This window comes from Janthinobacterium sp. GW821-FHT03A03 (assembly GCF_059421435.1).
Window position 1 is genome coordinate 112,626 of record NZ_JBWKUZ010000009.1, and the last position, 23,625, is coordinate 136,250.

Here is a 23,625-nt window from a genome sequence, read left to right on the forward strand (position 1 = left end):
TACACACAGTCGGGAAATACCAAGGAAATCATATGGACTTCGATATTGTCGCTTTATCCAGACTGCAGTTCGCGCTGACAGCTCTGTACCACTTTATATTCGTGCCGCTGACGATAGGGCTGTCAGTGATCCTCGCCATCATGGAGACGGTTTACGTGATGACGAACCGCCCCATCTGGCGCGACATGACCAAGTTCTGGGGTGTCTTGTTCGGCATCAACTTCGCCATGGGCGTGGCGACGGGCATCGTCATGGAATTCCAGTTCGGCATGAACTGGAGCTATTACAGTCATTATGTGGGCGACATTTTCGGCGCGCCGCTGGCCATCGAGGGCTTGATGGCCTTCTTCCTGGAAGCGACCTTCGTCGGCCTGTTCTTCTTCGGCTGGGACAAGCTGTCGAAGCGGGGCCACCTGGTCACCACCTGGCTGGTGGCCATCGGCTCGAACTTCTCGGCCCTGTGGATTTTGATCGCCAACGGCTGGATGCAAAATCCCGTCGGCGCGGCCTTCAATCCGCAGACCATGCGCATGGAAGTGACGGATTTCGGCGCCGTGCTGACAAATCCTGTTGCGCAGGCGAAATTCGTGCACACGGTGTCGGCCGGCTATACGGCGGCGGCCATCTTCGTGCTGGGTATTTCCGCCTGGTATCTGCTGAAGGGCCGCCACGTGCAGCTGGCCAAGCGCTCGATGACGGTGGCCGCCTCGTTCGGCCTGGCCGCCACCTTGTCGGTGGTGGTGCTCGGCGATGAAAGCGGCTACCTGTCGTCCGAACATCAAAAAATGAAGCTGGCCGCGATCGAAGCCATGTGGACCACGGAGCCGGCGCCCGCCGCCTTCACGGCCATCGGCTTTCCTGACGAGAAAGCGCGCGAGACGCATTACGCCGTGCACATCCCGATGGTGATGGGCTTGATCGGCACGCGTTCGCTGACGACGGAAATCCCCGGCATCGAGCAACTGGTCGACCGCGGCGAACTGCTGATACAGGATGGCATCAAGGCCTATGACGCGCTGCAAACCATCCGCAGCGTGGCGCCGGGCAGCCCCGTGCCGCAGGATGCGAAGGACGTGTTCGAGTCGAAAGGCCAGTCCATGGGCTATGCCTTGTTATTAAAACGCTATGTCGATGATCCGCGCCAGGCCACGCCCGAGCAGATCCGCAAGGCCGCGCTCGACACCGTGCCGCCCGTGGCGCCCTTGTTCTGGTCTTTCCGCGTGATGGTGGGCCTGGGCATGTTCTTTATCTTGTTGACCGCTACCTTCTTCATCCTGTCGACGCGCCGCACGCTGGACAAGCACCGCTGGCTGCTGAAGCTGGCCGTGTTCGCCATCCCGCTGCCGTGGGTGGCCATCGAGGCGGGCTGGATCGTGGCCGAAGTGGGCCGCCAGCCGTGGGTCATCGAAGGCGTGCTGCCGACGGCCGTGGCCGTATCGAACCTGGGGGCGTCGACACTCCTGATTACCATCGCCGGCTTTGCCGCCATCTACACCGTGCTGTTGATGATCGAGATGAAGCTGATGCTCAAGGCCATCCGCAAGGGGCCGGAAGAAACGCCGCCGGCTTCCGTGCCAGCGGCCGCAGCCATTCATACCCAACGCGCCTGAGGAGGGCCAGACCATGATTTTGCATGAAATGATTTCTTATGAAACACTGCGCCTGATCTGGTGGCTGCTGATCGGCGTGCTGCTGGTGGGCTTCGCCATCACGGACGGCTTCGACCTGGGTACCGGTATTTTGCTGCCCTTCGTCGGCAAGACGGACCTGGAGCGCCGCGTCGTCATCAACAGCATCGGTCCCGTGTGGGAAGGCAACCAGGTGTGGCTGATCCTGGGCGGCGGCGCCATCTTCGCCGCCTGGCCGCAGCTGTACGCCGTCTCGTTCTCGGGCTTTTACCTGGCCATGTTCGTCATCCTCGTGGCGCTGATCGTGCGTCCCGTGGCGTTCAAGTTCCGCAGCAAGCGCGAAGATCCGCGCTGGCGCGCCCGCTGGGACGCGGCCCTGTTCGTGGGCGGCTTCGTGCCGGCCCTGATCTGCGGCGTGGCCATCGGCAACGTGCTGCAGGGCGTGCCGTTCCGTTTCTCGCCGGACATGCACATCTTCTATGACGGCACGTTCTTCGCGCTGCTCAACCCGTTTGCGCTGCTGTGCGGCCTCGTCTCGGTGGCCATGCTGGTGATGCACGGCGCCACCTGGCTGCAACTGAAAACGGACGGTGCCGTGGCGGAACGTGCGCGCCGCTACGGCAGCGTGGCCGCGATCGCGACAGTCGTGCTGTATGCGGCCGCCGGCGTGGCCCTGTGGCTGTGGGTCGACGGCTACCGCGTCACCAGCGCCGCCGTCGTCGACGGCCCGTCGAACCCGATGCTGAAAACGGCGCAAGTGCACGCGGGCGCCTGGTTCGCCAACTTCGCGGCCCACCCGTGGACCTGGATCGCTCCTGCGGTCGGCCTGCTTGGTCCCTTGCTGGCCTTCGCCTTCCAGCGCGCGCGCCGCGAAGTGCCTGCCCTGCTGGCCAGCGCGGCGGCCATCGCCGGCATCATCCTCGGCGTGGGCGCGGCCATGTTCCCGTTCATCCTGCCTTCGTCGATCGACCCGCGCGCCAGCCTGACGGTGTGGGATTCCTCGTCCAGCCACATGACCCTGTTCATCATGCTGGTCGTCACGGCCGTCTTCATTCCCCTCATCGTGGCCTACACGACGTGGGTGTATAGAGTGCTGTGGGGCAAGGTTGACGGCAAAGCCATCGAAGACGACACCGGTCACGCTTATTGAGAACACCTGACTAAACCTCCTGCGCGTCGCCCTTTGCGGCCGGCGATGCTCACCGTACTGGAGTACGGTTGCGCTTCTCGGCCACAAATCGCTGCCGCTCGCTACGGTTTTGTTAGGTGTCGTTAGTTTGATAGTAAAAACGATCAAGCTGGAATTGAAGAAAGGAAATAATTATGTGGTATTTCGCCTGGATACTGGGTCTGCCGCTGGCGGCGACCTTCGCCGTGCTCAATGCGATGTGGTATGAAGTCGCCGATGGCGACACGACGCCCGAGCAGTACCGCGACACGCCCAAGTAAGCGCGTGTCGGTTTGACTGGCCCCGCCCGGCGCGATGGTTTGACCATCGCTGCCCGGCGGGGCTTTTCTATGGTTTTCCGCATTTTCGGAAAGCAACCACCGCAATAATTATGCCGTGATGCACGGGAAGATGCGTGGTGCGGCCAACATGGAACGCGTCGCCGTACCGGTGGGACTTCACCGCGCCGTGCCGCACGCACGGCTTTCCATTGCCCGCTCCCGGCATGGTCATCGACGAGACCCGCGTTCGCGGATCGGGGCGGTCCGCACAGGAGGAAGTCGCTAGCGCTTGCCTTTGCATATTTCACATCATCCGCGGGAAAATTCATGTATTTTGTTTTGATTTTGTTGTTTTCATTTATTTTCATTAAATTCACTTCAATTTGGTGGAAATTCGCGGTAATGTAAGTTGCTTCTTGTAAAAATAAAATAATGATTTGGCAATGAATTTGGCGTCGCATGATCGCCTGCCACCCACGCGAGAGTAGTGTCAGCTCAGTCGCTGAAGCAGAGGCAAGCATAGTTAATCTAAGGAAAACATTATGAGCATGATAAGGGAACTCAAACTAACGCACCGCCTGGCTGCGCTGATCGTGATCTTTTCAGTTGGTTTCATCCTCTATGGCCTGTGGTCGTTCAAGACTCTGCAAGAATGGAAAGTGAACGGCCCTGTTTATCAGAAAATAGTGCAAAGCAAGGATCTGATTGCGGACGTATTGCCACCGCCGGAGTACATACTGGAATCGTATCTGGTCAGTTTCCAGCTGCTGGCGACCGAGGATCGTGCCGAGCAGGCGCAGTTGATCGCCCAATTCAAGACGCTCAAGCATGATTACGATGAGCGCCATGCATTCTGGAAGGGGGAGACACTGGATGCCGATATCGCCGGGCTGTTGCTGAACAAGGCGCATGCGCCGGCGCTGGACTTCTATACGGTTGCACTGCAACAGTTCATTCCCGCAATCGAGGCGCAGGACAAGGCTGGCGCCGCCGTTGCCATGAAAAAAATGACGACGAGTTACGCCCGGCACCTGCAGGCCATCAAGCAACTGGTCGAGTTGACCACCCAACGGGCGTCGGCGATAGAGGCGGAGTCGGGCGCGCGCATCACGGTGGCGAGCAGCTTGCTGCTGGCGATACTGCTGCTCTCGCTGGGCACGGCGATTGCGGTGGCCGTGCTCATCAGCAAGAGCATTACCAAGCCACTGCAGGACGCCGTGCACGTTGCCCGCATTGTCGCTTCCGGTGACCTGCGCAACCATATCGCGACCGACTATCGCGACGAGCCGGGCGAACTGATGCGTGCCCTGAAAAGCATGACGGAGAGCCTGCGTCATACGGTGGGCCGTGTGCGTGGCGGTACTGAAACCATTTCGACAGCCTCGCAGGAAATTGCTGCTGGCAATCTGGACCTCTCGGCCAGGACGGAGGCTCAGGCCGGTGCACTGGAGCAGACGTCGTCGGCGATGCAGCAATTGACCAGCACGGTGCAGCAGAATGCCGAAAGTGCCCAGCAAGCCAATCAACTGGTCTTGTCGGCTTCAGCGGTAGCGGTGCAGGGCGGGCAGGTGGTCGAGCGTGTCGTCGCCACCATGGTATCGATCAAGGACAGCTCGAACCGTATCGTCGAGATCATTTCCGTAATCGATGGCATCGCGTTTCAGACGAATATCCTGGCCCTGAACGCGGCGGTCGAAGCGGCGCGCGCCGGTGAACTGGGGCGTGGTTTTGCTGTCGTCGCATCGGAAGTGCGCGCCCTGGCGCAGCGTTCCGCCAGTGCCGCCAAGGAAATCAAGCAGCTGATTGCCGAGTCCGTCGAAAAAGTCGAGCTTGGCAGCAATCTGGCCGATGAAGCGGGCGGCACGATGAAGCAAATCGTCTCATCGGTCCAGCAAGTGGCGGGCATCATGGGCGAAATCGCCGTCGCCAGCAACGAGCAGAACGATGGCATCAAACAGGTGAATCAGGCCATCAGCCAGATGGATGCGGTGACCCAGCAGAACGCCGCCCTGGTGGAGCAGGCAGCAGCGGCAGCGGCCAGCATGCAGGAGCAGGCGGACAGCATGATGCAGGACGTGCGCGTGTTCAAATTGCTGGCGTGACCTCAGTGACCGGCCTTGCGCCCCCGGGGCGGCGCCTGGCCGGCCAGGAAAGGCAGGGGACTCAGGCCGGCGTCCTGGGTGCTGGTTTCGGTACGGCAACAGCGATCGGGTCGCTGGCCGGAAAGCTCTCCTTCAGCGCTTCATCGAGCGCTTCCTCGGCGTGGCTTTCGCCGGCCGGCGTGGGCGAATCGCGCTCCGGTGGCGGGGCGGGCGTGGTGGCGGCGTTGGTGCTCGAATGCATGATATTCCCCTCGCGGTGGTGCGCCATGCGGCCGGAGCGGCCTTGGCGCGGACGGATGCTTCCAGCCTAGCACATCGCGCAAAAACCGCGCGCCGGATGCGCCTGCCACAGGAGCGGATGACGGCGTCTGCTACACTGCGCACCACTTTGACCGACGGAACCGCCATGACTTCCCTATCCCTGCCATACCGCGCCACCGCCCTGGACGCCTGCGCCTGGCTGGCGCAACAGACGGGCACGCCGTGGACCCTGGCGCGCCTGCTCGAGCAGGGCGGCTTGCCCTATGTCTGGCTCGACTACAGCGAGGCGTGGAGCGAGCTGTTCCATGACGGCGTGACGCGCTATGCGGCGCCCGTGGTTTTTATCGAGGACAAGCAGCACCTGGCCTCGGGCGCCGGCGACGTGTGGCTGCGCTTTACGCGCGACTCCAGTAACATTGCCATCGAACTCAAGGCGCCGGGCTTGCGCGTGCCGCTGGACGGCCTGCACTTCCAGGAGCGCGATCTCTTGCGTTTGCTCAAGGAGTTGCAGCACCCGCCGCCGGCTGAAACGGCAGCGGACAAGGCGCCCGTGGTCTTGCCCAGCGCCCTGAAGGGCCTGGGCCGCGAACAGATTCTGATGGCCTTCGCCGGCGTGGGCAAGGTCGACCTGGACCAGGGGATGGCCGGCGGCGTGGGCATCTTTGGCGACGATGGCGCCCGCGTGCGCAAGAATTCGCGCGGCGGCAAGAACAGCCATTTGTGGCATCCCGTCACCCTGGCCTTCGGCTTGCACGATGTGCACCGCGTGCCGATGGCGCACCTGAAGAAGGCGTTCGCCACGCAGCCCTTGCTGCGCGAATGGAAGGCGGACTGGCTGGAATCGCTGCGCCTGCTGGGCGAGTGAGGGCCTGGGGCAGTCTTACAGCTCGATGGGCGCGACCTCGGTGCCGATGTCGGGCGCCGCGTAATGCATGCTGCAATACACGAAAGCGCCGATATTGACGGCGACCGTGAGCCAGAACGCGATGCGGAACGAGCGCTTGCTCGACTTATGGCGCAGCCACTGCTGGGCCAGTACGGCGCCCGGCCAGCCGCATAACAGTCCCAGCAGCAGCAAGGTGCGCTCCGAGGTGCGCCAGCGTCCTTGTTTGGCGGCCGACTTGTCGATTGCATAGGCAACGAAACAGCTCAGGCTCAGTACGCCATACACGAGGGCGACCAGGGCGGGGATGTGGAAAAAGAATGTGGCCAGCAAATACAGGACGACAAAGAACAGGATGGCAAGGTAGGGCATAGCATGGGTCGGCTTGAGCGGGGACGTGAGTATCCCACACGGGCAGCGATGCCGCTGATTAAAATAAACAGCCTTGCGCCGTATCAATGTGCACGGCGCGGCGGCGGGCGTGGCCCGTTTTCAGTGCTTCGCGGTCGCTGGACAGGGCGATGCCTTCCAGCGCCAGCAAGGTTTCCTTGGCATGCAGTCCGCCCGCAAAGCCCGTCAGCTCGCCCGTGGCGCCGATGACGCGATGGCAGGGGGCGATGATGGAAATGGGATTCTTGCCGTTGGCGGCGCCCACGGCCCGCACGGCGGCGGGGCGGCCGATCTGGCGCGCGATCTCGCCATAGCTGCGCGTCTGGCCGTACGGTATCGTCAGCAGTGCGCGCCACACCTCCTGCTGGAAAGCGGTGCCGGCAAAATCGAGCGGCACCTCAAAATGCTGGCGCGCGCCGGCGAAATACTCGCCCAGCTGGCGCGCCGTTTCCCGCAGCACGGCGCAACCGTCATCGACGCGCATGGCGCCCAGGCGCACGCGGTTCGGCTTGTCGTTTTCCCACAAAATGGCCGCCAGGGCCGCGCCGCGCGCCACCAGGGTCAGTTCGCCCACGGGCGAGGGCACCACGATGCAGCCGTATTCCATGTCTGTTCCTTGACCACGCACGCCGTGCGAATGAGATGGCGCCAGTGTAGCAGGATGGCGGCCGCATGCATATTGCGGGTAGGATAGTGTTTTATCGACATGGAGCACTGGCTTTGACGACGATCCCTACCTACGACGCCATCCGCGCCATTGCCGCGCGGCTGGTGCAGCAACGCTATCCCACGGCCGTGGCGGCCGTCATCGGCGGCTCTTTCGCCACGGGCCGGCAGACACCCACTTCCGATATCGACTTGCTGCTGCTGTTCGAGCATGTCGATTACGCCTGGCGCGACACCATCGTGGCCGAGGGGCGCACGGTGGAACTGTTCGCGCACGACATGGCCACGTTCACGTATTTCTGCAAGGAAATGGATGCGCCCGGCGGCACGGTGCCGCTGGCGAGGATGGTGCTCGAAGGGGAAAACATCGTCGCACCCGCTGCGCAGTACGCGCAGCTGCTTGCGCTGGCGCAAGCCATCGACGGGGCCGGGCCGCCCGTGCTCGACGTGGAGAACTTGCGGCGCCGCCGCTACGCCGTCACCACGGCGCTGGAAGACCTGGTCGACAGCACGCACCCGGGCGAGGCGCTGGCCGTCGCCTGCCAGCTGTATGAAGCGCTGGCCGACCTGCGTCTGCGCGCGGCGGGGCAGTGGAGCGGCGGCGGCAAGCATCTGTTCCGCCGCCTGCAGGCGTTCGACGCCGCCATCGCCGGGCAGCTCGACGGCGCGCTGCGCCTGGTCGCGGGCGACTTGCCGGCCGGCCAGCAGGCGTTTGCGCAAGTGGTGGCCGCCGTGCTGGCGCCCGTGGGCGGCCCCCTGCTCGACGGATTTTTCCTGCCGGCGCCGGCGCACTGGCGCAGCGCGCCGGCGTGATGGCCGCGCTTAGAACGCCGTGCGCACGGCCAGGCTGATGTTGCGCGGTTCGCCCCAGAACACGCCGTCGAAGAAGCCCACGTTGCGGTAGTACTTTTTATCGAGCAAGTTATTCACGTTCAGCTGTACGCTGGCGTGGCGGCTGAGCGCATAGCTGGCCATGGCGTTGACCAGTGCATAGCCCGCTTGCGGGATATTCGTGATCTCGCCCGATGGCGGGCGGCCGTACCACGATGCGCTGTAGGTGGCGCTTTGCGCCGTCATGCTGGCGCCCGCCTTCAGGCCGGCCAGGCGGCCGTCGAAGCGGTAGCTGGTGGCCAGGCGCAGCAAATGGCGCGGCTGCGTGGTGGCGGCGCGGCGGCCGTCGGCCTCGGCCGCGTGCAGATAGGTATAGCCGCCGCTCGCTTCCCAGGCGGGCGTCAGCTGGCCGGACACGTCGAATTCCACGCCCTTGGCCGTCACGCCCTTGCCATTGGCCACCATGGCCTGGCCGCCGTCGGGCAGCAAAAAGCCGGGCGGCACGCTGCGGTCCAGTTCCGCCAGGTTCTTTTTCTTCGTGTGGAACAGGGCGGCCGACGCGTTCAGCTGGCCTCCATAAAATTCGCCCTTGACGCCCAGTTCCGCATTGTCGCCCGTTTCCGGCGCCAGGAACTGGTTGTTGCGGTCCTTGCTCGTTTGCGGATTGAACAGCTGCGTGAAGCTGGCGTAGGCCGAATATTGCTTGTTGATATCGAACACGGCGCCCACATACGGCGTCACTTCATTGCGCGTTTCCACAAAGTTGCCGCTGCCCGTGTACGCGCCTTGCTTATTGTATTTGCGCGTATCCGTGCGGTACGTGCTGCTGCGCGCGCCGATGATCAGGTGCAGCGGGTCAGCCAGGCTCAATCGCGTGGCGACATAGCCGCCGGCCAGGCGCGTGACGGTTTCCGTGTGCGAGCCGTCGGGATGGAACACGGGGCGGGGAATATTGCCCGTCCAGCTGCGGTAGTCGGGGACGAAGTCCGGGTAGTTGATTTCCGCCTTGCCACCCAGCGAGCGGGAGCGCTGGTTGTCGCCATTCCACCCGACGATGGCCGTGTGCTTGCGTCCCAGCAAGGTAAACGGTCCGCTGGCGTAGACGTCGAAATTGTCGCTGTTCTTTTCGCCTGTGCCATAGGCACCCGTCCACAGGCGCATGCCTTCGCCCGTGGCCGGGTCGGGATGGCCGGCGCCCGCGTAGGCGACGGTGGTGCGGTTCGTGCTTTCCGTGCGCGCGTAGCCCAGGTGCAGATTCCAGTTGCCGGGCAGCCGATGGTCCAGCGACGTGAAGAAGGTGTGCTGCTTGTTGGCCCAGGTGCTCCATGGCGTCGTGAGGCTGGTGTTGCGCGGCAAGTTCGCCAGGCTGCCATCCGCGTTCCAGTAGGGGACGGCGCCCCAGGTGGCGCCCGTCGGCTGGTTGTCCTGGAAGTCGACGCCGACCGTCAGCAGGGTGCCGGGACGCAAGTCCGCCTCGACGATGGCCATGCCGACCGTCTTGCGTTCGTGATACATGTCCAGGTAGGAATCGCGCTTTTGCCACGCCAGGGCCGTGCGCGCGCGCACGCTGGCGTCGGCGTTCAGCGGCGTGGAAAGGTCGGCTTCGACGCGCTGGTCATCCCAGCGGCCCATGATGAGGCCGGCGCTGGCCTGGAATTGCTTCGTGGGCCGCTTGCGTATCATGTTGATGGTGGCCGACGGGTCGCCCTTGCCGCCCATCAAGCCGGTGGCGCCGCGCACGACTTCGATGCGGTCATACAGAATCGTGTCTTGCAGCGGCGCATTGCCGCCACGCGCCATGCCGTCGATCTGGATATTGTTGATGCCGAAGCCGCGCGCATAAAAGGTCGTGCGCTCCGTGTCGTTCTGGCCCACCTGGATGCCCGTCGTCTGTCCCAGCGCCTGGTCCAGGCGCACGGCGCCCAGGTCGTCAAGCAGCTGGCGCGTGATGACGCTGACCGATTGCGGCGTCTCGCGCAAGCTCAGTTCCATGCGCGTGGCGCTGCGCGCTTCGCCGGCCGTGTACGACTGCGTGCCTTCCGTGCCGGCCGTCGACTGGCCCAGCACGGTGACGGCCGGCATGGTGACGGGCGTGTCGCCGGGCACGGCGTCGGCCGCCTGTGCCGGCAAGACCATGCCGGCGGCAAGACTGAACAGGGTGAGGCGCAAGAGCTGCGGCAGGGGGCGCAAGGCGGGATGGGAGGCAGGGCGCGGTTCTATAGTCGATTGCATCATATTCCTGGAGTATTTTTAGTCGTCGTTTTTCCTATCTCGTCTGGCAAGTGGCGCAGTAGCTGGGGGATGGCGTGAGGCTGGCCCGGGATCTGGCTCGGATAGCAGTTCCACCGTAAAGCCCGGCGCGGATGGGCGTGGAAAAGACAAGGCGCGGTATTCCCTTCACGATTTTGTGAATAAGAATCATTATCAATATAGGCTGAATGTGATAAATAAGCAAGCGTTTGCACCAAGAGAGTGCATGCGGCTGGGGAGGCGCGCTGGCGGCGCTTCTGCCATAATGTGGATGCTGAAAAAATATTTTCCTAATTGAAAGAAATGCATGCGTACATGGATAGTCTGTGCAGGATGGTTGTGTGTCGTGTCGCTGGGCCAGGCCCAGGAACACGCGCCGACGCCGGCCATTCCCGCGCCGCTGCACAGCGCCGGCGCGCCGCCCGCGGCTGAAGCGCCGCCGGTGGCCGCCACGACGCCCGCGGCGGAAGCGCCGCCCTCGCAGACGGTGACGATCACGGCCAGCAGCGAGCAGAAGCCGCCGCGCGTGCGCTTCACGGCTTACCGTGAAAGCTATCTGACGGCGAAGAAGGTGTGGCAGGTGTCGAGCGGCAGCGTGGTCATGGCCTTGCGCCTGATTCCCGCCAAGCTGAGCGCCACCATCGACGACGTGCGCGTGGCCTTGCAGGGCACGGGCGCGGCCGTGCCCATCAAGGTGTCGGAAGGCGGCGTGTTTGTCGTGCCCCTCAATGACGACATCGCCGCCCAGGATGGCAGTTTTTTCGTGAACAAGGGCAAGGGTGAGTTGACGGCGAATATCGTCATCCAGCCGTCTGTCGCGCGCGACGCGTGGAATGTCACGCGCATCGGCCAGGTCTTACACGACGCCAGGCGGGCCGTGCGGGCCATCACGCCGTGGTACAAGCGGCCGTTCGCCAATGAAGTGCAAGCGCTGGCCTTTTGCGCGGCCGAGCGGGGCAGCGCGCTGCAGCTGGTCGAAGGTGAACAGCTGATCGCCACCCTGCCCATGAACGAGCCGGCCGTCAACGACATCAACCAGCCCGTGTTTTGCAAGATTTTTGACGGCGAAGACAGATACCCGGGCCACTACCGCGTCGTCGTGCCCGAGCAGGCGACGGTAGTGCTGCTGTAACCTTAGTTGGGCTGGCGCTGCACCAGTTCCAGCGCCGCCGCCAGGGCCAGGTCCATGGTGGCCTGATGAAAGATCAGCCATTGCGGCAACAGCGACAGCGCATGGCGTCCCTGTTCCAGGTCGCCTTCATCGACGGCGGCCCAGGCATGGTGCAAGCCGCTGAGCACGCGCGCATGCTGTTCGCGGTGATTCGCCAGCGAAGGAAAGCCGATTTCCTCCATCAAATCCTCTTCTTCGCGGAAGTCGCGCTCGACAGCCGCGATGAGGTCGCGGAACGCAGCACTGAAATGCTGGTCGCTCAATTTTCCCAGCCGCGCCAGTTCCAGAAACAGCGCCTCATGCGCCTCGTCGATGGCGGGTACGCCCAGCGCCATCTCATCTTTCCAATACGATACGCCCATACCTGACCTCCCCGTTAAACCCGTCCCGAAGCGAAGCGGGCTGTTCCAGTGTGGACGCAGCGCAGGTCGAAATCCATGATCTGGATCAAAAGTATGGCGAAGAGGGGAGGAAGAAAACGAGACAAAAACAAACGAGTGCAGGGAACAAATTCCCACCCGCAACAAAGCGGTTTTTTAACGATGCGCCGTGTTACCGAGCGCCGCTGAAAAACGCCGCTGGCAAGGCGCCGTGCCGAAGGCAGTACGAATGTACGACGAGGCACGGCAACGCAGCCAGCGAAGTTTTCTCAGCCGCGCGTGTATTACTGCTTGGGCCAGTGGGCCCACATGCCCTGCGCATCCACATTCGGCACCTGCAACTGCTGCCCGGCCGACGTCTGCATCGCATCGCGCAGCACGAGGGGCACGAGCATCAGGGCCGACAGGGCCAGGCAGAGCAGCACTTTGAGCGTCAACATGGTCGTCTCCCGGTGTTCCGGCGGCGGCGCGGGGATGCGGCGCCTGCCGGCCACTCTCATTACGTACTACCATGCTTGCAGTTTAGTTCATCTGATTGAAACTTCAACTAGTTGCTGTGATGCACTGCACCAGCTGCCGGCCGTGATAACCCTATTTGGCCTTGCGGCTGCGCCGCGGCTTGCCGGCGGCGGGCAGGAAAGAGTCGAACCACACTTGCGTCAATTGCCGCGTATTTTTCGCCGCCTCGCGCTTGACGGCGGCCGTGGCGTGGCCGCACGCCGTGTTGGCGATGCGGTTGGCGGCGCTCAGGTACATGCTCATCCAGGGGTTTTTCATGGGAGACCTCGCAGACAGTGAGTGGGCAGGCGGTCTTGCCGCCATGCCCCTACTGTAGCCGGATGGCTGGCGCCGACCGTGCGGCGGCCCACATAGCCGGGCGCTAGCCTGATGCAGATCAATACACGTCGCGGCGGTAGCGCCCGGCCGCCAGCAGGGCGTCGAGTCCCTCCTGGCCCAGCACTTCTTGCAGCACAGCATCGATTCCCGCCGCCATGCCTTGCAGGCTGCCGCACACGTAGACGATGGCCCCTTGCGCCAGCCAGTCGCGCAGTTCATGCGCGCAGGCGCGCAGGCGGTCCTGCACGTATTCGCGCTGGCCGCCATCGTTGCCATCGCGCGAAAAGACCTGGTCCAGGCGCGCCAGGTGGCCGGCGTCCAGCCAGCCTTGCAACTCTTCGGCGCAGACGCTGTCAAAAGCTTGCTGGCGCTCGCCGAACAGCAGCCAGTTGCGCGCCAGCCCCGCCCGCTGGCGGGCGCGCAGGTGCGCACGCAGGCCGGCCAGGCCGGAACCGTTGCCGATGTAGATGCAGGGCACGTCGACCAGGGCGGGGGCGAAGGCGGGATTGGCTTGCAGGCGCAGGCGGATGGGGCTGCCTGGCGGGGCGAAGCGCGTGAGCCAGCCGGAACAGATGCCGTAGCCCCCGTTGTCATCGCCCGCATGGCGCTCCTGGCGCACCAGCAATTGCAGTTCGCCATCGGAGGGCAGCGAAGCGATGGAGTAGCTGCGCGGCGCATGCTGGGCGCCGTTGGCGTCGCCCTCGCTGCCATCGCCGTTGCACGCAATGATTTCCGTCAGCGCGCCCGCTTGCCAGGCAGCATCGGCGGGGCCTGTCAAGGTGATTTCATGCAGTTCGCCACCCAGGCTGCCCGGGTTGAGCAGCACGCGGCGCGCCAGGCGCCACTCGGCGTACGACGCGTCTTCCTGCACGCCGATGGCGTCGATGGCGCTGCCGCTGCAGCGGGCCAGCGCCTGCGACCAGGCGGCCAGGGCGGCGGGGTCGTGCTTGTCGACCTCGATCAGCGGGAACAGGGGCGCAGCGCCCAGTGCTTGTAATTGTTGCGCCAGCGCATGGCCGAAGCCACAGAAGGCGCTGTAATGGCGGTCGCCCAGGGCCAGCATGCCGAAGTCCAGGCCGGCCAGCGGCGCACCCGAGGTCGCTTGCAGCAGGCGCGCGAAGCGGCGCGTGCCGTCCGGCGCCTCGCCTTCGCCAAAGGTGCTGGCGACGATCAGTGCCCGTTCGTACTGGCGCAATTGCGCGGGATCAAACTGCGCCAGCGATTGCACGTCGACGGCCACGCCCGCCTGTTGCAAGGCGCGCGCGCTTTCCAGGGCCAGGCGCTCGGCCTGACCCGACTGGCTGGCGTAGGCCACCAGGGTGGGCAAGCCCGTGTCCGTCTTGCCCGGTGCGCCGGCACCCAACAGGGCACGCTGCGCCTGCACAGCGCGTTTTGCCTTGCGGCGGCCCAGGTACAGCATCCAGCCCGTGATGGCGAACAGGGGCAGGCCAAGGCTGGCGAGCGTCACGATGATGCGGCCCGGCAAGCCAAAATACGTGCCCATGTGCAGCGGATAAATGATGTTGACCAGGCGCGCGCCCAGCGCCTGCTGGCTGTACGGCGCGTTTTCCGTGAGCCTGCCGTCGGCCGGCGCAATGCTCATGCGGCTGCGCGCCCGTTCGTGCGGCGCATCGCTGGCCAGCCACGTGAATTGCACGGCTTCGCCGGGGCGCGTGGGCAGGCGCACCGTGGCCAGGGTCCAGCCGGGGGCGTGCTGCTGGAAACTGCTCCAGGCCAGGCCGATGTCGGCGGCGGGCGATGGCTCCTTCGACGCGCCTTTTTTGCCCGGTGCCTGCGCCGTCCGGGACGGCTTGCCGGCCCAGGCGTCGATATTGTCGCGCACCACGTCATAGCTCCAGTAAATGCCCGTCAGGGTCAGCGCCACGTAGACCACCAGGCACCAGGTGCCGGCCACGGCGTGCAGATTCCACAAAAAGGAGCGGCCTTTTAATGCCGGGTCGAAGGTCAGCCAGGTGCGCCAGTCCAGCGGGCGGCGCGGCCAGCGCAGGTACAGGCCGGACAGTGCCAGGCCCAGCAGGCACAGGGCCAGCGCGCCTGCCACTTGCCGGCCCGGATCGCGCGGCAGCAGCAGCCAGCGGTGCAGCGATTCCGTCCACTCGAAAAATGCCGCGCCCGCCAGCGCCGGCTGGGTCGCGCCCGTGTACGGGTGCAGATAAACGGACTCGCCGCGCCGCTGGCCGTTCTTTGGCGCGAAGAACAGCCGGGGCGCCGCGCCCGCCTGCGCATACACGGTGACGGAGGCCACGCGCTGGCCGTGTTCGGCTGCGGCAATGCTGGCGAGCTGGGCCGGCGTCAGCGGCGCGCGCGCTTCCACGGGCACATGGCGCACGCCGGGGTTCAAAACGTCGAGCAATTCATCCTTGAAGGCCAGGGTGGCGCCGCTCAGGCCGATGATCACCAGCACCGTGCCGGCCGTGATGCCGATAAACCAGTGCAATTGAAACCAGACCTGCTTCCAGCTCCAGCGCCAGCGCCGTTGTTGCGGGGCGGCGGCAGGCGGGCGCTGCCGGCGGCTTGCGGACGCGGCGTCGGCATCGGTGCTGGCGCGCAACTGGGGCAGGGAGGAGGTGGTCATGGCGGCTTTCGATAGCGCTGCCACGCAGGGCGTCAGGCGTGGCAGGGGAGAAGGAAGGCTGACATACTATCGCAAACGAGAATCATTCGCAAATAAGTATCAGTTCATGAGGCGGGGAAAATAGCCACGGAATTGAGAAATGCTGACATTGATAATTTACATCACAGTGAAATTATGTAAAAATAAAAATCATTCTCATTCGTACTTATGAACTCGTCCTGAATTCTCGAACGTGCACTGCGATACAGGCTGACCCGCCTGCCAGGCAAATCGGGCAGCTCCTTGCTGCGTTTTTCCGTGCCCGCCATCGACGTTTTCAGCAGCCCGTGCGCGAGCCAGCACGGCTGGCTGGCGCACCGGCGCAGGACACTTCCTATAGCAATGACAACGTCGCGCCCGCCCGGTTCGCCCCGGGCGCTGCGCGTGACGGTGCTGTGACAGTTTTGTAGTACCCAAGCAAGCATGGCCAGCCAGGCGCTACGGCGCATTCGCCAGCTATATTCAGCCCACTTGATAGATTGAAAGAAAACGATGACATTGAAACACACCGCAGGCGCCGCCAAGCCAGCCGCTGCCATCCGCAGCCGCAAGCACCAGATTGCCGCCGCGCCGCGCATGCATGGCACGGCCCTGGCCGCTTTCGCCACCCTGGCCATGCCGCTGGCCTTGCACGCGCAAACGGTGGACAAGCCGCAGCAGTTGCAGGAAGTGAAAGTCATCGGCACGGCTGAGCGCCTGATCCAGGCGCCCGTCAAATCGGCCAACGACAAGCTGACGGCGCCCCTGCTCGACACGCCGAAATCCGTGACGGTGATTCCCGCCGAAATCATTTCGCAAACAGGCGCCGTCTCGCTGACGGACGCGCTGCGCACCGTGCCCGGCATTACCATCGGCGCCGGCGAAGGCGGCAACCCCGTGGGCGACAACCTGTTTATCCGCGGCTACAACGCGCAAACGGATACGTATATCGACGGCATCCGCGACACGGGTTCGCAGTCGCGTGAAATCTTTGCGCTGGAACAAATCGAAGTCGTCAAGGGCCCGAATTCGGCCTACGGCGGGCGCTCGTCCGCGGGCGGCGGCGTCAACCTGATCAGCAAGACGCCGAAGGCGGAAGATTTCACGAACGCCACCGTGGGCCTGGGCAGCGCCAAGTACCGCCGCGCCACGCTCGATGCCAACCGCGTCGTCAGCGACGACGTGGCCGTGCGCGTCAACGTGATGGCGCATGACGCCCACGTTGCCGGCCGCGACTACATCAATGGCGACCGCTGGGGCATCGCGCCCTCCGTCACCTTCGGCCTGAAATCGGCCACGCAGGCGACCCTCAGCTACTACCACATGCAGTCGAGCGAATTGCCGGACACCGGCTTGCCGTTCAACAACCCGTTCTCCTCGGGCGCGAATGTGTCGAAAAACGGCAACGGCACGCCCGTCAACGTGCCGCGCGACACTTTCTATGGCCTCGTCAACCGCGACTTCCGCGACACGCAGAGCGATATCGGCACCATCGACGTGCGCCACGACTTCGGCAACAAGTTGATCTTGCGCAACGTCACCCGTTACGGCAAGACCAGCAACGATTACGTGTGGACCCAGCCCGACGATTCCAAGGGCAACACCATGCTGTACGGCACCGTCTGGCGCCGCGCCAACACGCGCACGACCGATACGGACGCGCTGGCCAACGCCACCAGCCTGGGCGGCGAATGGCTGGCCGGCGGCGTCAAGCACACGTACACGCTGGGCCTGGAAATCAGCCGTGAAGAGACGGACCGCAGCTCCTACCTGTTCAGCCCGGGGACGAACAATCCGCTGGAAAAAGTCGGCTCCAGCTGCCCGACCTCTGGCGCGGCCACCCTGTACAACTGCGCACCGTTGCTCAATCCGAACGCCAAGGACCCGTGGGTCTACACGCGCTCGGTGTCGCCGGCCCGCACGAACATCGTCACCAACACGCGTTCCGTCTACGGTTTCGACACCATCGAGTTCACGCCGCAATGGCTGCTCAACGTGGGCATCCGCTGGGATGACTACAAGAGCGCGCTGAACACGCCGCAATACACGCTCGACGGCAAGACCACGGCCGCCGTCAGCGCCAATGTGCATGCCACGTTCGCCAGCTACCAGGCGGGCCTCGTCTACAAGCCGTCGGCCAACAGCAGCGTGTATGTGTCCTACGGCACGTCGTCCACGCCGCCGGGCAATGACGGCGGCGACGGCATCGACGGCCTGTCGGTGGCGATCCAGAACCTGAAACCGCAAGAGAGCAAGAGCTTCGAGCTGGGCACGAAATGGGAAGTGCTGCCGGGCGGCCGTTTGTCCGTGAGCGGCGCCTATTTCCAGAGCGACATGAGCAATGCGCGCGTGACGGCGCCCGACGGCAGCACGCAAAACGTGGGCGACAAGCAAGTCAAGGGCATCGAACTGGGCGTGAGCGGCAATATCACGAAGGAATGGTCGGTCTTCGGCGGCTACACGCACTTGAACGCCATCGTGGAAAACAATGGCTACGTGACGAATGGCGTCATCAATGGCGTGACGCAATACGCGCCGTCGCCGTACAACGGCAACCAGTTCCCGACCACGCCGAAGAACAGCGCCTCGCTGTGGACGTCCTACCTGCTCACGCCCGCCATCACGGTGGGCGGCGGCGTGAACTACGTCGACAAGGTCTACGCCAACGTGGCCAACAACAAGTATGCGCCGGCCTACACGCGCTTCGACGCCATGGCCAGCTATGTTGTCAGCCGCAACGTGACCCTGCAGCTGAACATCCAGAACCTGACGAACAAGCTGTACTTCGACAAGGTTTCCTCGCCGCACTACGCTGGCGTGGCCCCGGGCCGCTCCGCGACCCTGACGGCCAACATGAAGTTCTGATGCAGTGATTTTGCTGTAATGCAAAAGCGCCGTTTCCACCGCAAGGTGGACGGCGCTTTTTTTGCGCCCGGATTGACACGGGGCGGGGCGCAGTCCCGGCCATCCTCGTTTGCCTGATTAGGCGCTACAATAGGGATACTGTTCACTAGTTCCCATTGCTGCCATGACCACTTCCACACCGAATCTCGTCGTCACCCCATCCGCCCACCCCCTGTCCGACGCCGAGCGCGCCGCGCGCATGGTCAACCCGGCCTTCGGCCGCATTTTTACCGACCACATGGTGGTGATTCCTTACCGTGACGGCAAGTGGCAGCAGGGCGAACTGAAGGCTTACGGCCCGCTGATGCTGGACCCGTCCGCCTCGTCCCTGCATTATGGCCAGGCCATCTTCGAAGGCTACAAGGCGTTTGCCCAGCCTGACGGCAGCATCAAGACTTTCCGTCCAGAACAAAATGCCGAGCGCTTCAACCGCAGCGCCGCGCGCCTGGCCATGCCGGCCATTCCCGTCGAGCTGTTCCTGGAAGCGGGCGACGCGCTGATCGCGCAAGACCGCAACTGGGTGCCGAAGAACACGGGCGAGAGCCTGTACATGCGTCCGCTGATGATCGCCACCGACCCCTACCTGGGCGTGCGTCCGTCGGAAGAATACCTGTTCGTGCTGTTCGCCTCGCCGGCCGGCGCCTACTTCCCGAAAGGCGTGAAACCCGTCACCGTGTGGATCAGCGAAGACTTCGTGCGCGCCGCGCCGGGCGGCACGGGCGAAGCCAAGTGCGCGGGCAACTACGCGGCCAGCCTGATGGCCCAGTCGCAAGCGCAGGAGAAGGGCTGCGACCAGGTCGTCTGGCTCGACGCCGTGCACCGCGAGTACATCGAGGAAATGGGCGGCATGAATTTGTTCTTCGTGTACAAGGATGGCGAGAAGATCACCGTCGTGACGCCGGAACTGACGGGCACCTTGCTGCCAGGCATCACCCGCCGCAGCCTGCTGGAAATGGCGAAAGACCTCGGCTATGCGACGGAAGAGCGTAAATTGTCCGTCCAGCAATGGCGCGACGACATTGCCTCGGGCCGCATGACCGAAGTGTTCGCCTGCGGCACGGCCGCCGTCATCACGCCCGTGGGCGTGGCCAAGGCCAACGGCTTTGAAATGACCATCAACAACAATGAAAACGGGGCCGTCACCCTGGCCCTGCGCGAAGCGCTGCTGGGCTTGCAGCATGGCACGGCTCCGGATACGCAGGGCTGGATGCATACCGTCTGCTAGTAGGTGTCGTGACTGATGTTGTTTGTTTTGACCGCGCCGGCACCCAGTTGCCGGCGTTTTTATATCTTGAAGGAAACTCGATGAAAATCCGCCCTGTCTTGTCCGCGCTGGCCGCCGTTTTCCTCGGCCTGTCGGCCGGCGCCGTCCACGCGGCCGATGCCGCCTGCGCCATTCCCCGCAACGTCAGCTATTACGATTACGACGTCAAGCCCTCGGACGAGAAAAACACCTGCTACAAGCAAAGCACGAACGTGCCCACCGATTACTTCATGCTGGCGCTGTCGTGGTCGCCCGGCTTTTGCGACAGCCAGCGCCGCCGCGGCGCCGTGTCGAAGAAGGCCGGCTTCCAGTGTGCCGAGAGCAACCAGTTCGGCTGGATCGTGCATGGACTATGGGCGCAGTCGGCCAATCCGGCCAGCTGCGAAGACATTTCCGTGACGCCGCCGCGCAGGACGGAACTGCATCCGCGTTACTGCAAGGGCAATTTGCCGAAGCTGGCGCCGTCAGAAATTTTGCCGTACATGTGCATGCAGCCCGGCGAAGCCTTGCTGCAGGGCGAATGGGAAAAGCATGGCGCCTGCGATTTCGATACGGCCAAGCAGTATTTCGAGAAAGAACGCGAACTGTTCCAGGCCTTGAAGTTGCCGGATTCCACCATGCCAAAGAACGAACTGTTCCAGTGGATGAAGCAGCACAACCCGCAGCTGAAGGGCCGCTGGCTCGGCTATGAAAAGCATTCGGGCGAGTTGCGCATCTGTTATTCGAAAGATTTCAAGGTCATCGACTGCCAGAAGTAAGCTTGCCAGTCCTGCAGGTTTCTTACATACATGTTAGTGTATTGTCCGGATCAGCAAGATGAACAGGTAGTTTATGCACACGCAACCCGTCATGGTTGGCGAGGACGGCTTGCCGCCCGGCGCCCGTTTATGGGCCATGCTGGCGCTGGCCATCGGCGTGGGCATGGCTTCGCTCGATACGGCGATCGCCAACACGGCCTTGCCGGCCATCGCCAGCGAGCTGCGCACGACGCCGGCTGCCTCCGTCTGGATCGTGAATGTCTATCAGCTGGCCATGGTGGCGACCCTGCTGCCGTTTTCCACCCTCGGCGAGATCGCCGGCTACCGCCGCGTGTTTATCTCCGGCATATTTTTATTTACTTTGGCCTCGCTTGCCTGCGCGCTGGCCTGGTCCTTGCCTTCGCTGGTGGCGGCGCGCCTGTTCCAGGGCGTCGGCGCCAGCGCCATGATGAGCGTCAATACGGCGCTGCTGCGCGCCCTGTATCCTAAACATTTGCTGGGCCGGGCGTTTGGCAACAATGCGCTGGTGGTGGCCGTCGCCTTCGCCATCGGACCCACGGCCGCCTCGCTGATTTTGGCGACGGCCTCGTGGCCATGGCTGTTCGCCATCAACGTGCCGCTGGGCCTGGCCGGCTTTTTCCTGGCCAGCCGCATGCTGCCGGCGACTCAACTGTCCGGGCACACCTTGGATGCGCGCACGGCGCTGTACAACGTGGGCGCCTTCGGCTTGCTCATCTTGCTGTTTGGCGATGCGGCCCATCACGCGTCCAATGCCGTCCTGGTGCCGGAACTGGTCGCCGTGGCGATCTTTTTCATCTTGCTGCTGCGCCGCCAGGCGGGACACGCGGCGCCCATGCTGCCCATCGACCTGTTCCGCCGTCCCCTGTTTTTGCTGTCGTCGCTGACGGCCGTGTGCACGTTTGCCGCGCAAGGCCTGGCGTTCGTCTCCTTGCCCTTCTATTTTGAAGTGACACTGGGCCGTTCGCCCGTGGAAACGGGCTTTTTGATGACGCCGTGGGCCGTGCTGGTGGCCGTGATGGCGCCCGTGGCGGGGCGCCTGAGCGACCGCTATGCGCCGGGCGTGCTGGGCGGCATCGGCCTCGCGGCGCTGGCGGGCGGCTTGCTGACGCTGGTGTGGATGCCGGCCCACCCCAGCGCCTTCGACATCGGCTGGCGCATGGCCTTGTGCGGCATCGGTTTCGGCTTTTTCCAGGCGCCCAATCTGAAGGCCATCATGGGCAGCGCGCCGCCCGAGCGGGCCGGCGGCGCCAGCGGCGTGGTGGCCACCTCGCGCCTGATCGGGCAAGCCACGGGCGCGGCGCTGGTCGCCTACTGCTTTACGGTGTCGGCTGCCAAGGGCACGACGTATGCGCTGTGCCTGGCGGCAGGGTTCGCCGCCGTGGCCAGCATCGCCAGCTTTGCGCGCCTGGCGGTGGCGCAGCCGGCGTGGCTGCAAGGCAAGCGCGATTGATCCAGCGCAAATCAAGCACAATGCTCAAACGTCGATGGCCTTGTCCGAGTGCATGCGCTTGCGCAATTCGAACTTCTGGATCTTGCCCGTCGACGTGCGGGGCAGGGGGCCGAAATAAATGGCTTTCGGCACCTTGAAGCCCGCCAGGTTGTTCTTGCAGAAAGCGATCAATTCCGCTTCCGTCACCGTCGCCCCTTCGCGCAATTCGACGAAGGCGCACGGCGTCTCGCCCCATTTCTCGTCCGGCTGGGCGATGACGGCGGCGGCCAGCACTTGCGGGTGGTGGTACAGCGCATCTTCCACTTCCACGCTGGAAATGTTCTCGCCGCCGGAAATGATGATGTCCTTGCTGCGGTCCTTCAGCTTGATATAGCCGTCCGGATACATGACGCCAAGGTCGCCCGTGTGGAACCAGCCGCCCGCGAACGCTTCCTGCGTCGCCTTTTCATTCTTTAAATAACCCTTCATGCAGATGTTGCCGCGGAACATGATCTCGCCTATCTGTTCGCCGTCGGCCGCCACATGCTGCATGGTTTCCGGGTCGATCACGGCGACGGCGCTTTGCAGGTGGTAGCGCACCCCCTGGCGCGATTTCAAGACGGCCCGCTCTTCCTGGCTCAAGGCGGCCCACTCGTCCTGCTCGGCGCAGATGGCGGCCGGGCCGTACACTTCCGTCAAGCCATACGAGTGGATCAAGTCAAAGCCCATGGCTTCGATCTTCGCCACCATGGCCGCCGGCGGCGGCGCGCCGGCCACCATGCCGCGCACGGTCCAGTCGATTCCGTCGCGCCAGTTGGCGGGCGCGTTGGCCAGGGCCGCATGCACGATGGGCGCTGCGCAATAGTGGGTGATGCGCAATTCGCGCATCAGGTCAAACACCAGTTTCGGCTCGAACTTGCGCAGGCACACGTTCACGCCCGCGCGGGCGGCCACGGTCCACGGGAAGCACCAGCCGTTGCAGTGGAACATAGGCAAGGTCCACAGGTAGACGGCGTGCTTGGGCATGTCCCATTCCAGGATGTTCGACAGGGCGTTCAGGGCCGCGCCGCGGTGGTGGTAGACCACGCCTTTCGGGTCGCCCGTGGTACCGGACGTGTAGTTGAGGGCGATGGCGTCCCACTCGTCGGCAGGCGGCCGCCAGTCGTAATCGGGGTCGCCGCCGGCCAGCAGGCTTTCGTAGTCGAGGTCGGAAAACGCATCCACTTCCGGTCCCAGCACGTCGTTGACCTGGATCACGCGCAAGCCGGGTATCTGCGCCGCCATCTGGCGCGCCAGTTCGGCGAACTCCGTGTCGGCCAGCAAGACTTTCGCCTGGCCGTGGCGCAGCATGAAGGTCAAGGAGGCCAGGTCGAGCCGGATATTGAGGGCGTTGAGGACGGCGCCGGCCATGGGCACGCCAAAGCTCGCTTCCACCATGGCGGGGGTGTTCGGCAGCATCACGGCCACCGTGTCGCCCGTGCCCACGCCCAGCTTGATGAGGCCGGACGCCAGGCGGCGCGTGCGCGCATACGTCTCGCGCCACGTCTGGCGGATGGCGCCATGTGCAATTGCCAGGCGATTGCCATATACTGCGGCTGCCCTGGCGATATAGTCGAGCGGGGTGAGGGCGGCGTAGTTGGCGCTGTTTTTGCCGAGGCCGGTGTTGAAATCAGGTGTCATGCTTGTCTCCTGGTAAAAAGATTCTGTAGCTCCCTGTTTCGGGATTGATACCGGTGAGCATAGCACCGGCGCTGGAAAATCACTGTCATCTTAGTGACAGGTCTGAA

The 23,625-nt window shown here is 64.0% G+C and carries 21 protein-coding genes; 11 read left to right on the plus strand and 10 right to left on the minus strand.

Going from position 1 to position 23,625, the window contains the following annotated elements; translation table 11 throughout:
* Positions 1 to 32: 32 nt before the first annotated feature.
* The 4 genes from AC07VI_RS17990 to AC07VI_RS18005 all read left to right on the plus strand — a co-directional run bounded on the left by AC07VI_RS17990 (position 33) and on the right by AC07VI_RS18005 (position 5,179).
* Positions 33 to 1,610 carry a cytochrome ubiquinol oxidase subunit I gene (locus AC07VI_RS17990; protein ID WP_099375721.1) on the plus strand — a complete coding sequence of 526 codons (1,578 nt, stop codon included), beginning with the start codon at positions 33 to 35 and terminating at the stop codon, positions 1,608 to 1,610.
* Between the two features lie 13 nt (positions 1,611 to 1,623).
* Complete coding sequence (gene cydB, locus AC07VI_RS17995) at positions 1,624 to 2,778, plus strand: cytochrome d ubiquinol oxidase subunit II (protein ID WP_086147222.1); 1,155 nt, start codon at positions 1,624 to 1,626, stop codon at positions 2,776 to 2,778.
* Positions 2,779 to 2,951: 173 nt separating this feature from the next.
* Complete coding sequence (gene cydX / locus AC07VI_RS18000) at positions 2,952 to 3,077, plus strand: cytochrome bd-I oxidase subunit CydX (protein ID WP_076570210.1); 126 nt, start codon at positions 2,952 to 2,954, stop codon at positions 3,075 to 3,077.
* Positions 3,078 to 3,625: 548 nt separating this feature from the next.
* Positions 3,626 to 5,179 carry a methyl-accepting chemotaxis protein gene (locus tag AC07VI_RS18005; RefSeq protein WP_494808813.1) on the plus strand — a complete coding sequence of 518 codons (1,554 nt, stop codon included), beginning with the start codon at positions 3,626 to 3,628 and terminating at the stop codon, positions 5,177 to 5,179.
* Between the two features lie 61 nt (positions 5,180 to 5,240).
* Here the strand turns inward: AC07VI_RS18005 and AC07VI_RS18010 are convergent, their stop codons facing one another.
* The gene (locus tag AC07VI_RS18010) at positions 5,241 to 5,420 is read right to left on the minus strand and encodes a hypothetical protein (protein ID WP_099375752.1); all 180 of its coding nucleotides are present in this window, start codon (positions 5,418 to 5,420) and stop codon (positions 5,241 to 5,243) included.
* Between the two features lie 165 nt (positions 5,421 to 5,585).
* Between AC07VI_RS18010 and AC07VI_RS18015 the strand changes: the two genes are divergently transcribed.
* Complete coding sequence (locus tag AC07VI_RS18015; RefSeq protein ID WP_086147220.1) at positions 5,586 to 6,305, plus strand: hypothetical protein; 720 nt, start codon at positions 5,586 to 5,588, stop codon at positions 6,303 to 6,305.
* 15 nt (positions 6,306 to 6,320) lie between these two features.
* On the opposite strand, the gene AC07VI_RS18020 is transcribed toward AC07VI_RS18015, so the two are convergent.
* Together AC07VI_RS18020 and AC07VI_RS18025 are read right to left on the minus strand one after the other, a co-directional pair.
* Entirely contained in the window at positions 6,321 to 6,695 is a 375-nt protein-coding gene (locus AC07VI_RS18020; RefSeq protein ID WP_099420703.1) for a DUF1294 domain-containing protein, read from the minus strand.
* Between the two features lie 58 nt (positions 6,696 to 6,753).
* A complete protein-coding gene (locus AC07VI_RS18025; RefSeq protein WP_086147218.1) occupies positions 6,754 to 7,320 on the minus strand; it encodes a methylated-DNA--[protein]-cysteine S-methyltransferase in 567 nt (188 codons plus the stop codon).
* Between the two features lie 113 nt (positions 7,321 to 7,433).
* Here AC07VI_RS18025 and AC07VI_RS18030 point away from each other — a divergent pair, with 113 nt between their 5' ends.
* Complete coding sequence (locus tag AC07VI_RS18030) at positions 7,434 to 8,192, plus strand: nucleotidyltransferase domain-containing protein (protein ID WP_492993607.1); 759 nt, start codon at positions 7,434 to 7,436, stop codon at positions 8,190 to 8,192.
* Between the two features lie 9 nt (positions 8,193 to 8,201).
* On the opposite strand, the gene AC07VI_RS18035 is transcribed toward AC07VI_RS18030, so the two are convergent.
* The gene (locus tag AC07VI_RS18035; RefSeq protein WP_492993609.1) at positions 8,202 to 10,442 is read right to left on the minus strand and encodes a TonB-dependent siderophore receptor; all 2,241 of its coding nucleotides are present in this window, start codon (positions 10,440 to 10,442) and stop codon (positions 8,202 to 8,204) included.
* A gap of 325 nt (positions 10,443 to 10,767) precedes the next feature.
* Here AC07VI_RS18035 and AC07VI_RS18040 point away from each other — a divergent pair, with 325 nt between their 5' ends.
* Positions 10,768 to 11,592, plus strand: a complete 825-nt coding sequence (locus AC07VI_RS18040; protein WP_157792431.1) for a hypothetical protein — start codon at positions 10,768 to 10,770, stop codon at positions 11,590 to 11,592.
* 2 nt (positions 11,593 to 11,594) lie between these two features.
* Here the strand turns inward: AC07VI_RS18040 and AC07VI_RS18045 are convergent, their stop codons facing one another.
* The 5 genes from AC07VI_RS18045 to AC07VI_RS18065 all read right to left on the minus strand — a co-directional run bounded on the left by AC07VI_RS18045 (position 11,595) and on the right by AC07VI_RS18065 (position 15,932).
* The gene (locus tag AC07VI_RS18045; RefSeq protein ID WP_086147214.1) at positions 11,595 to 11,993 is read right to left on the minus strand and encodes a bacteriohemerythrin; all 399 of its coding nucleotides are present in this window, start codon (positions 11,991 to 11,993) and stop codon (positions 11,595 to 11,597) included.
* A gap of 302 nt (positions 11,994 to 12,295) precedes the next feature.
* Complete coding sequence (locus tag AC07VI_RS18050) at positions 12,296 to 12,451, minus strand: hypothetical protein (protein WP_157792430.1); 156 nt, start codon at positions 12,449 to 12,451, stop codon at positions 12,296 to 12,298.
* Between the two features lie 151 nt (positions 12,452 to 12,602).
* Positions 12,603 to 12,788 (minus strand): hypothetical protein, encoded by a 186-nt coding sequence (locus tag AC07VI_RS18055; RefSeq protein ID WP_492993612.1) that lies wholly within the window; start codon positions 12,786 to 12,788, stop codon positions 12,603 to 12,605.
* 118 nt (positions 12,789 to 12,906) lie between these two features.
* Entirely contained in the window at positions 12,907 to 15,444 is a 2,538-nt protein-coding gene (locus tag AC07VI_RS18060; protein WP_492993614.1) for a PepSY domain-containing protein, read from the minus strand.
* Positions 15,445 to 15,605: 161 nt separating this feature from the next.
* A complete protein-coding gene (locus AC07VI_RS18065; RefSeq protein WP_099420697.1) occupies positions 15,606 to 15,932 on the minus strand; it encodes a hypothetical protein in 327 nt (108 codons plus the stop codon).
* Positions 15,933 to 15,975: 43 nt separating this feature from the next.
* Between AC07VI_RS18065 and AC07VI_RS18070 the strand changes: the two genes are divergently transcribed.
* From AC07VI_RS18070 to AC07VI_RS18085, 4 genes are all read left to right on the plus strand, one after another.
* Positions 15,976 to 18,327, plus strand: coding sequence for a TonB-dependent receptor (locus tag AC07VI_RS18070; RefSeq protein WP_086147211.1), 2,352 nt, complete (start codon positions 15,976 to 15,978; stop codon positions 18,325 to 18,327).
* Between the two features lie 163 nt (positions 18,328 to 18,490).
* On the plus strand, positions 18,491 to 19,591 hold the full coding sequence (locus AC07VI_RS18075; RefSeq protein WP_492993617.1) for a branched-chain amino acid aminotransferase: 1,101 nt from the start codon (positions 18,491 to 18,493) through the stop codon (positions 19,589 to 19,591).
* Positions 19,592 to 19,671: 80 nt separating this feature from the next.
* Positions 19,672 to 20,388, plus strand: a complete 717-nt coding sequence (locus AC07VI_RS18080) for a ribonuclease T2 family protein (protein WP_216356382.1) — start codon at positions 19,672 to 19,674, stop codon at positions 20,386 to 20,388.
* Positions 20,389 to 20,461: 73 nt separating this feature from the next.
* A complete protein-coding gene (locus tag AC07VI_RS18085; RefSeq protein WP_086147209.1) occupies positions 20,462 to 21,859 on the plus strand; it encodes an MFS transporter in 1,398 nt (465 codons plus the stop codon).
* Positions 21,860 to 21,883: 24 nt separating this feature from the next.
* Here AC07VI_RS18085 and AC07VI_RS18090 read toward each other — a convergent pair whose 3' ends face one another.
* The gene (locus AC07VI_RS18090) at positions 21,884 to 23,518 is read right to left on the minus strand and encodes an acyl-CoA synthetase (protein WP_492993620.1); all 1,635 of its coding nucleotides are present in this window, start codon (positions 23,516 to 23,518) and stop codon (positions 21,884 to 21,886) included.
* Positions 23,519 to 23,625 lie beyond the last annotated feature (107 nt).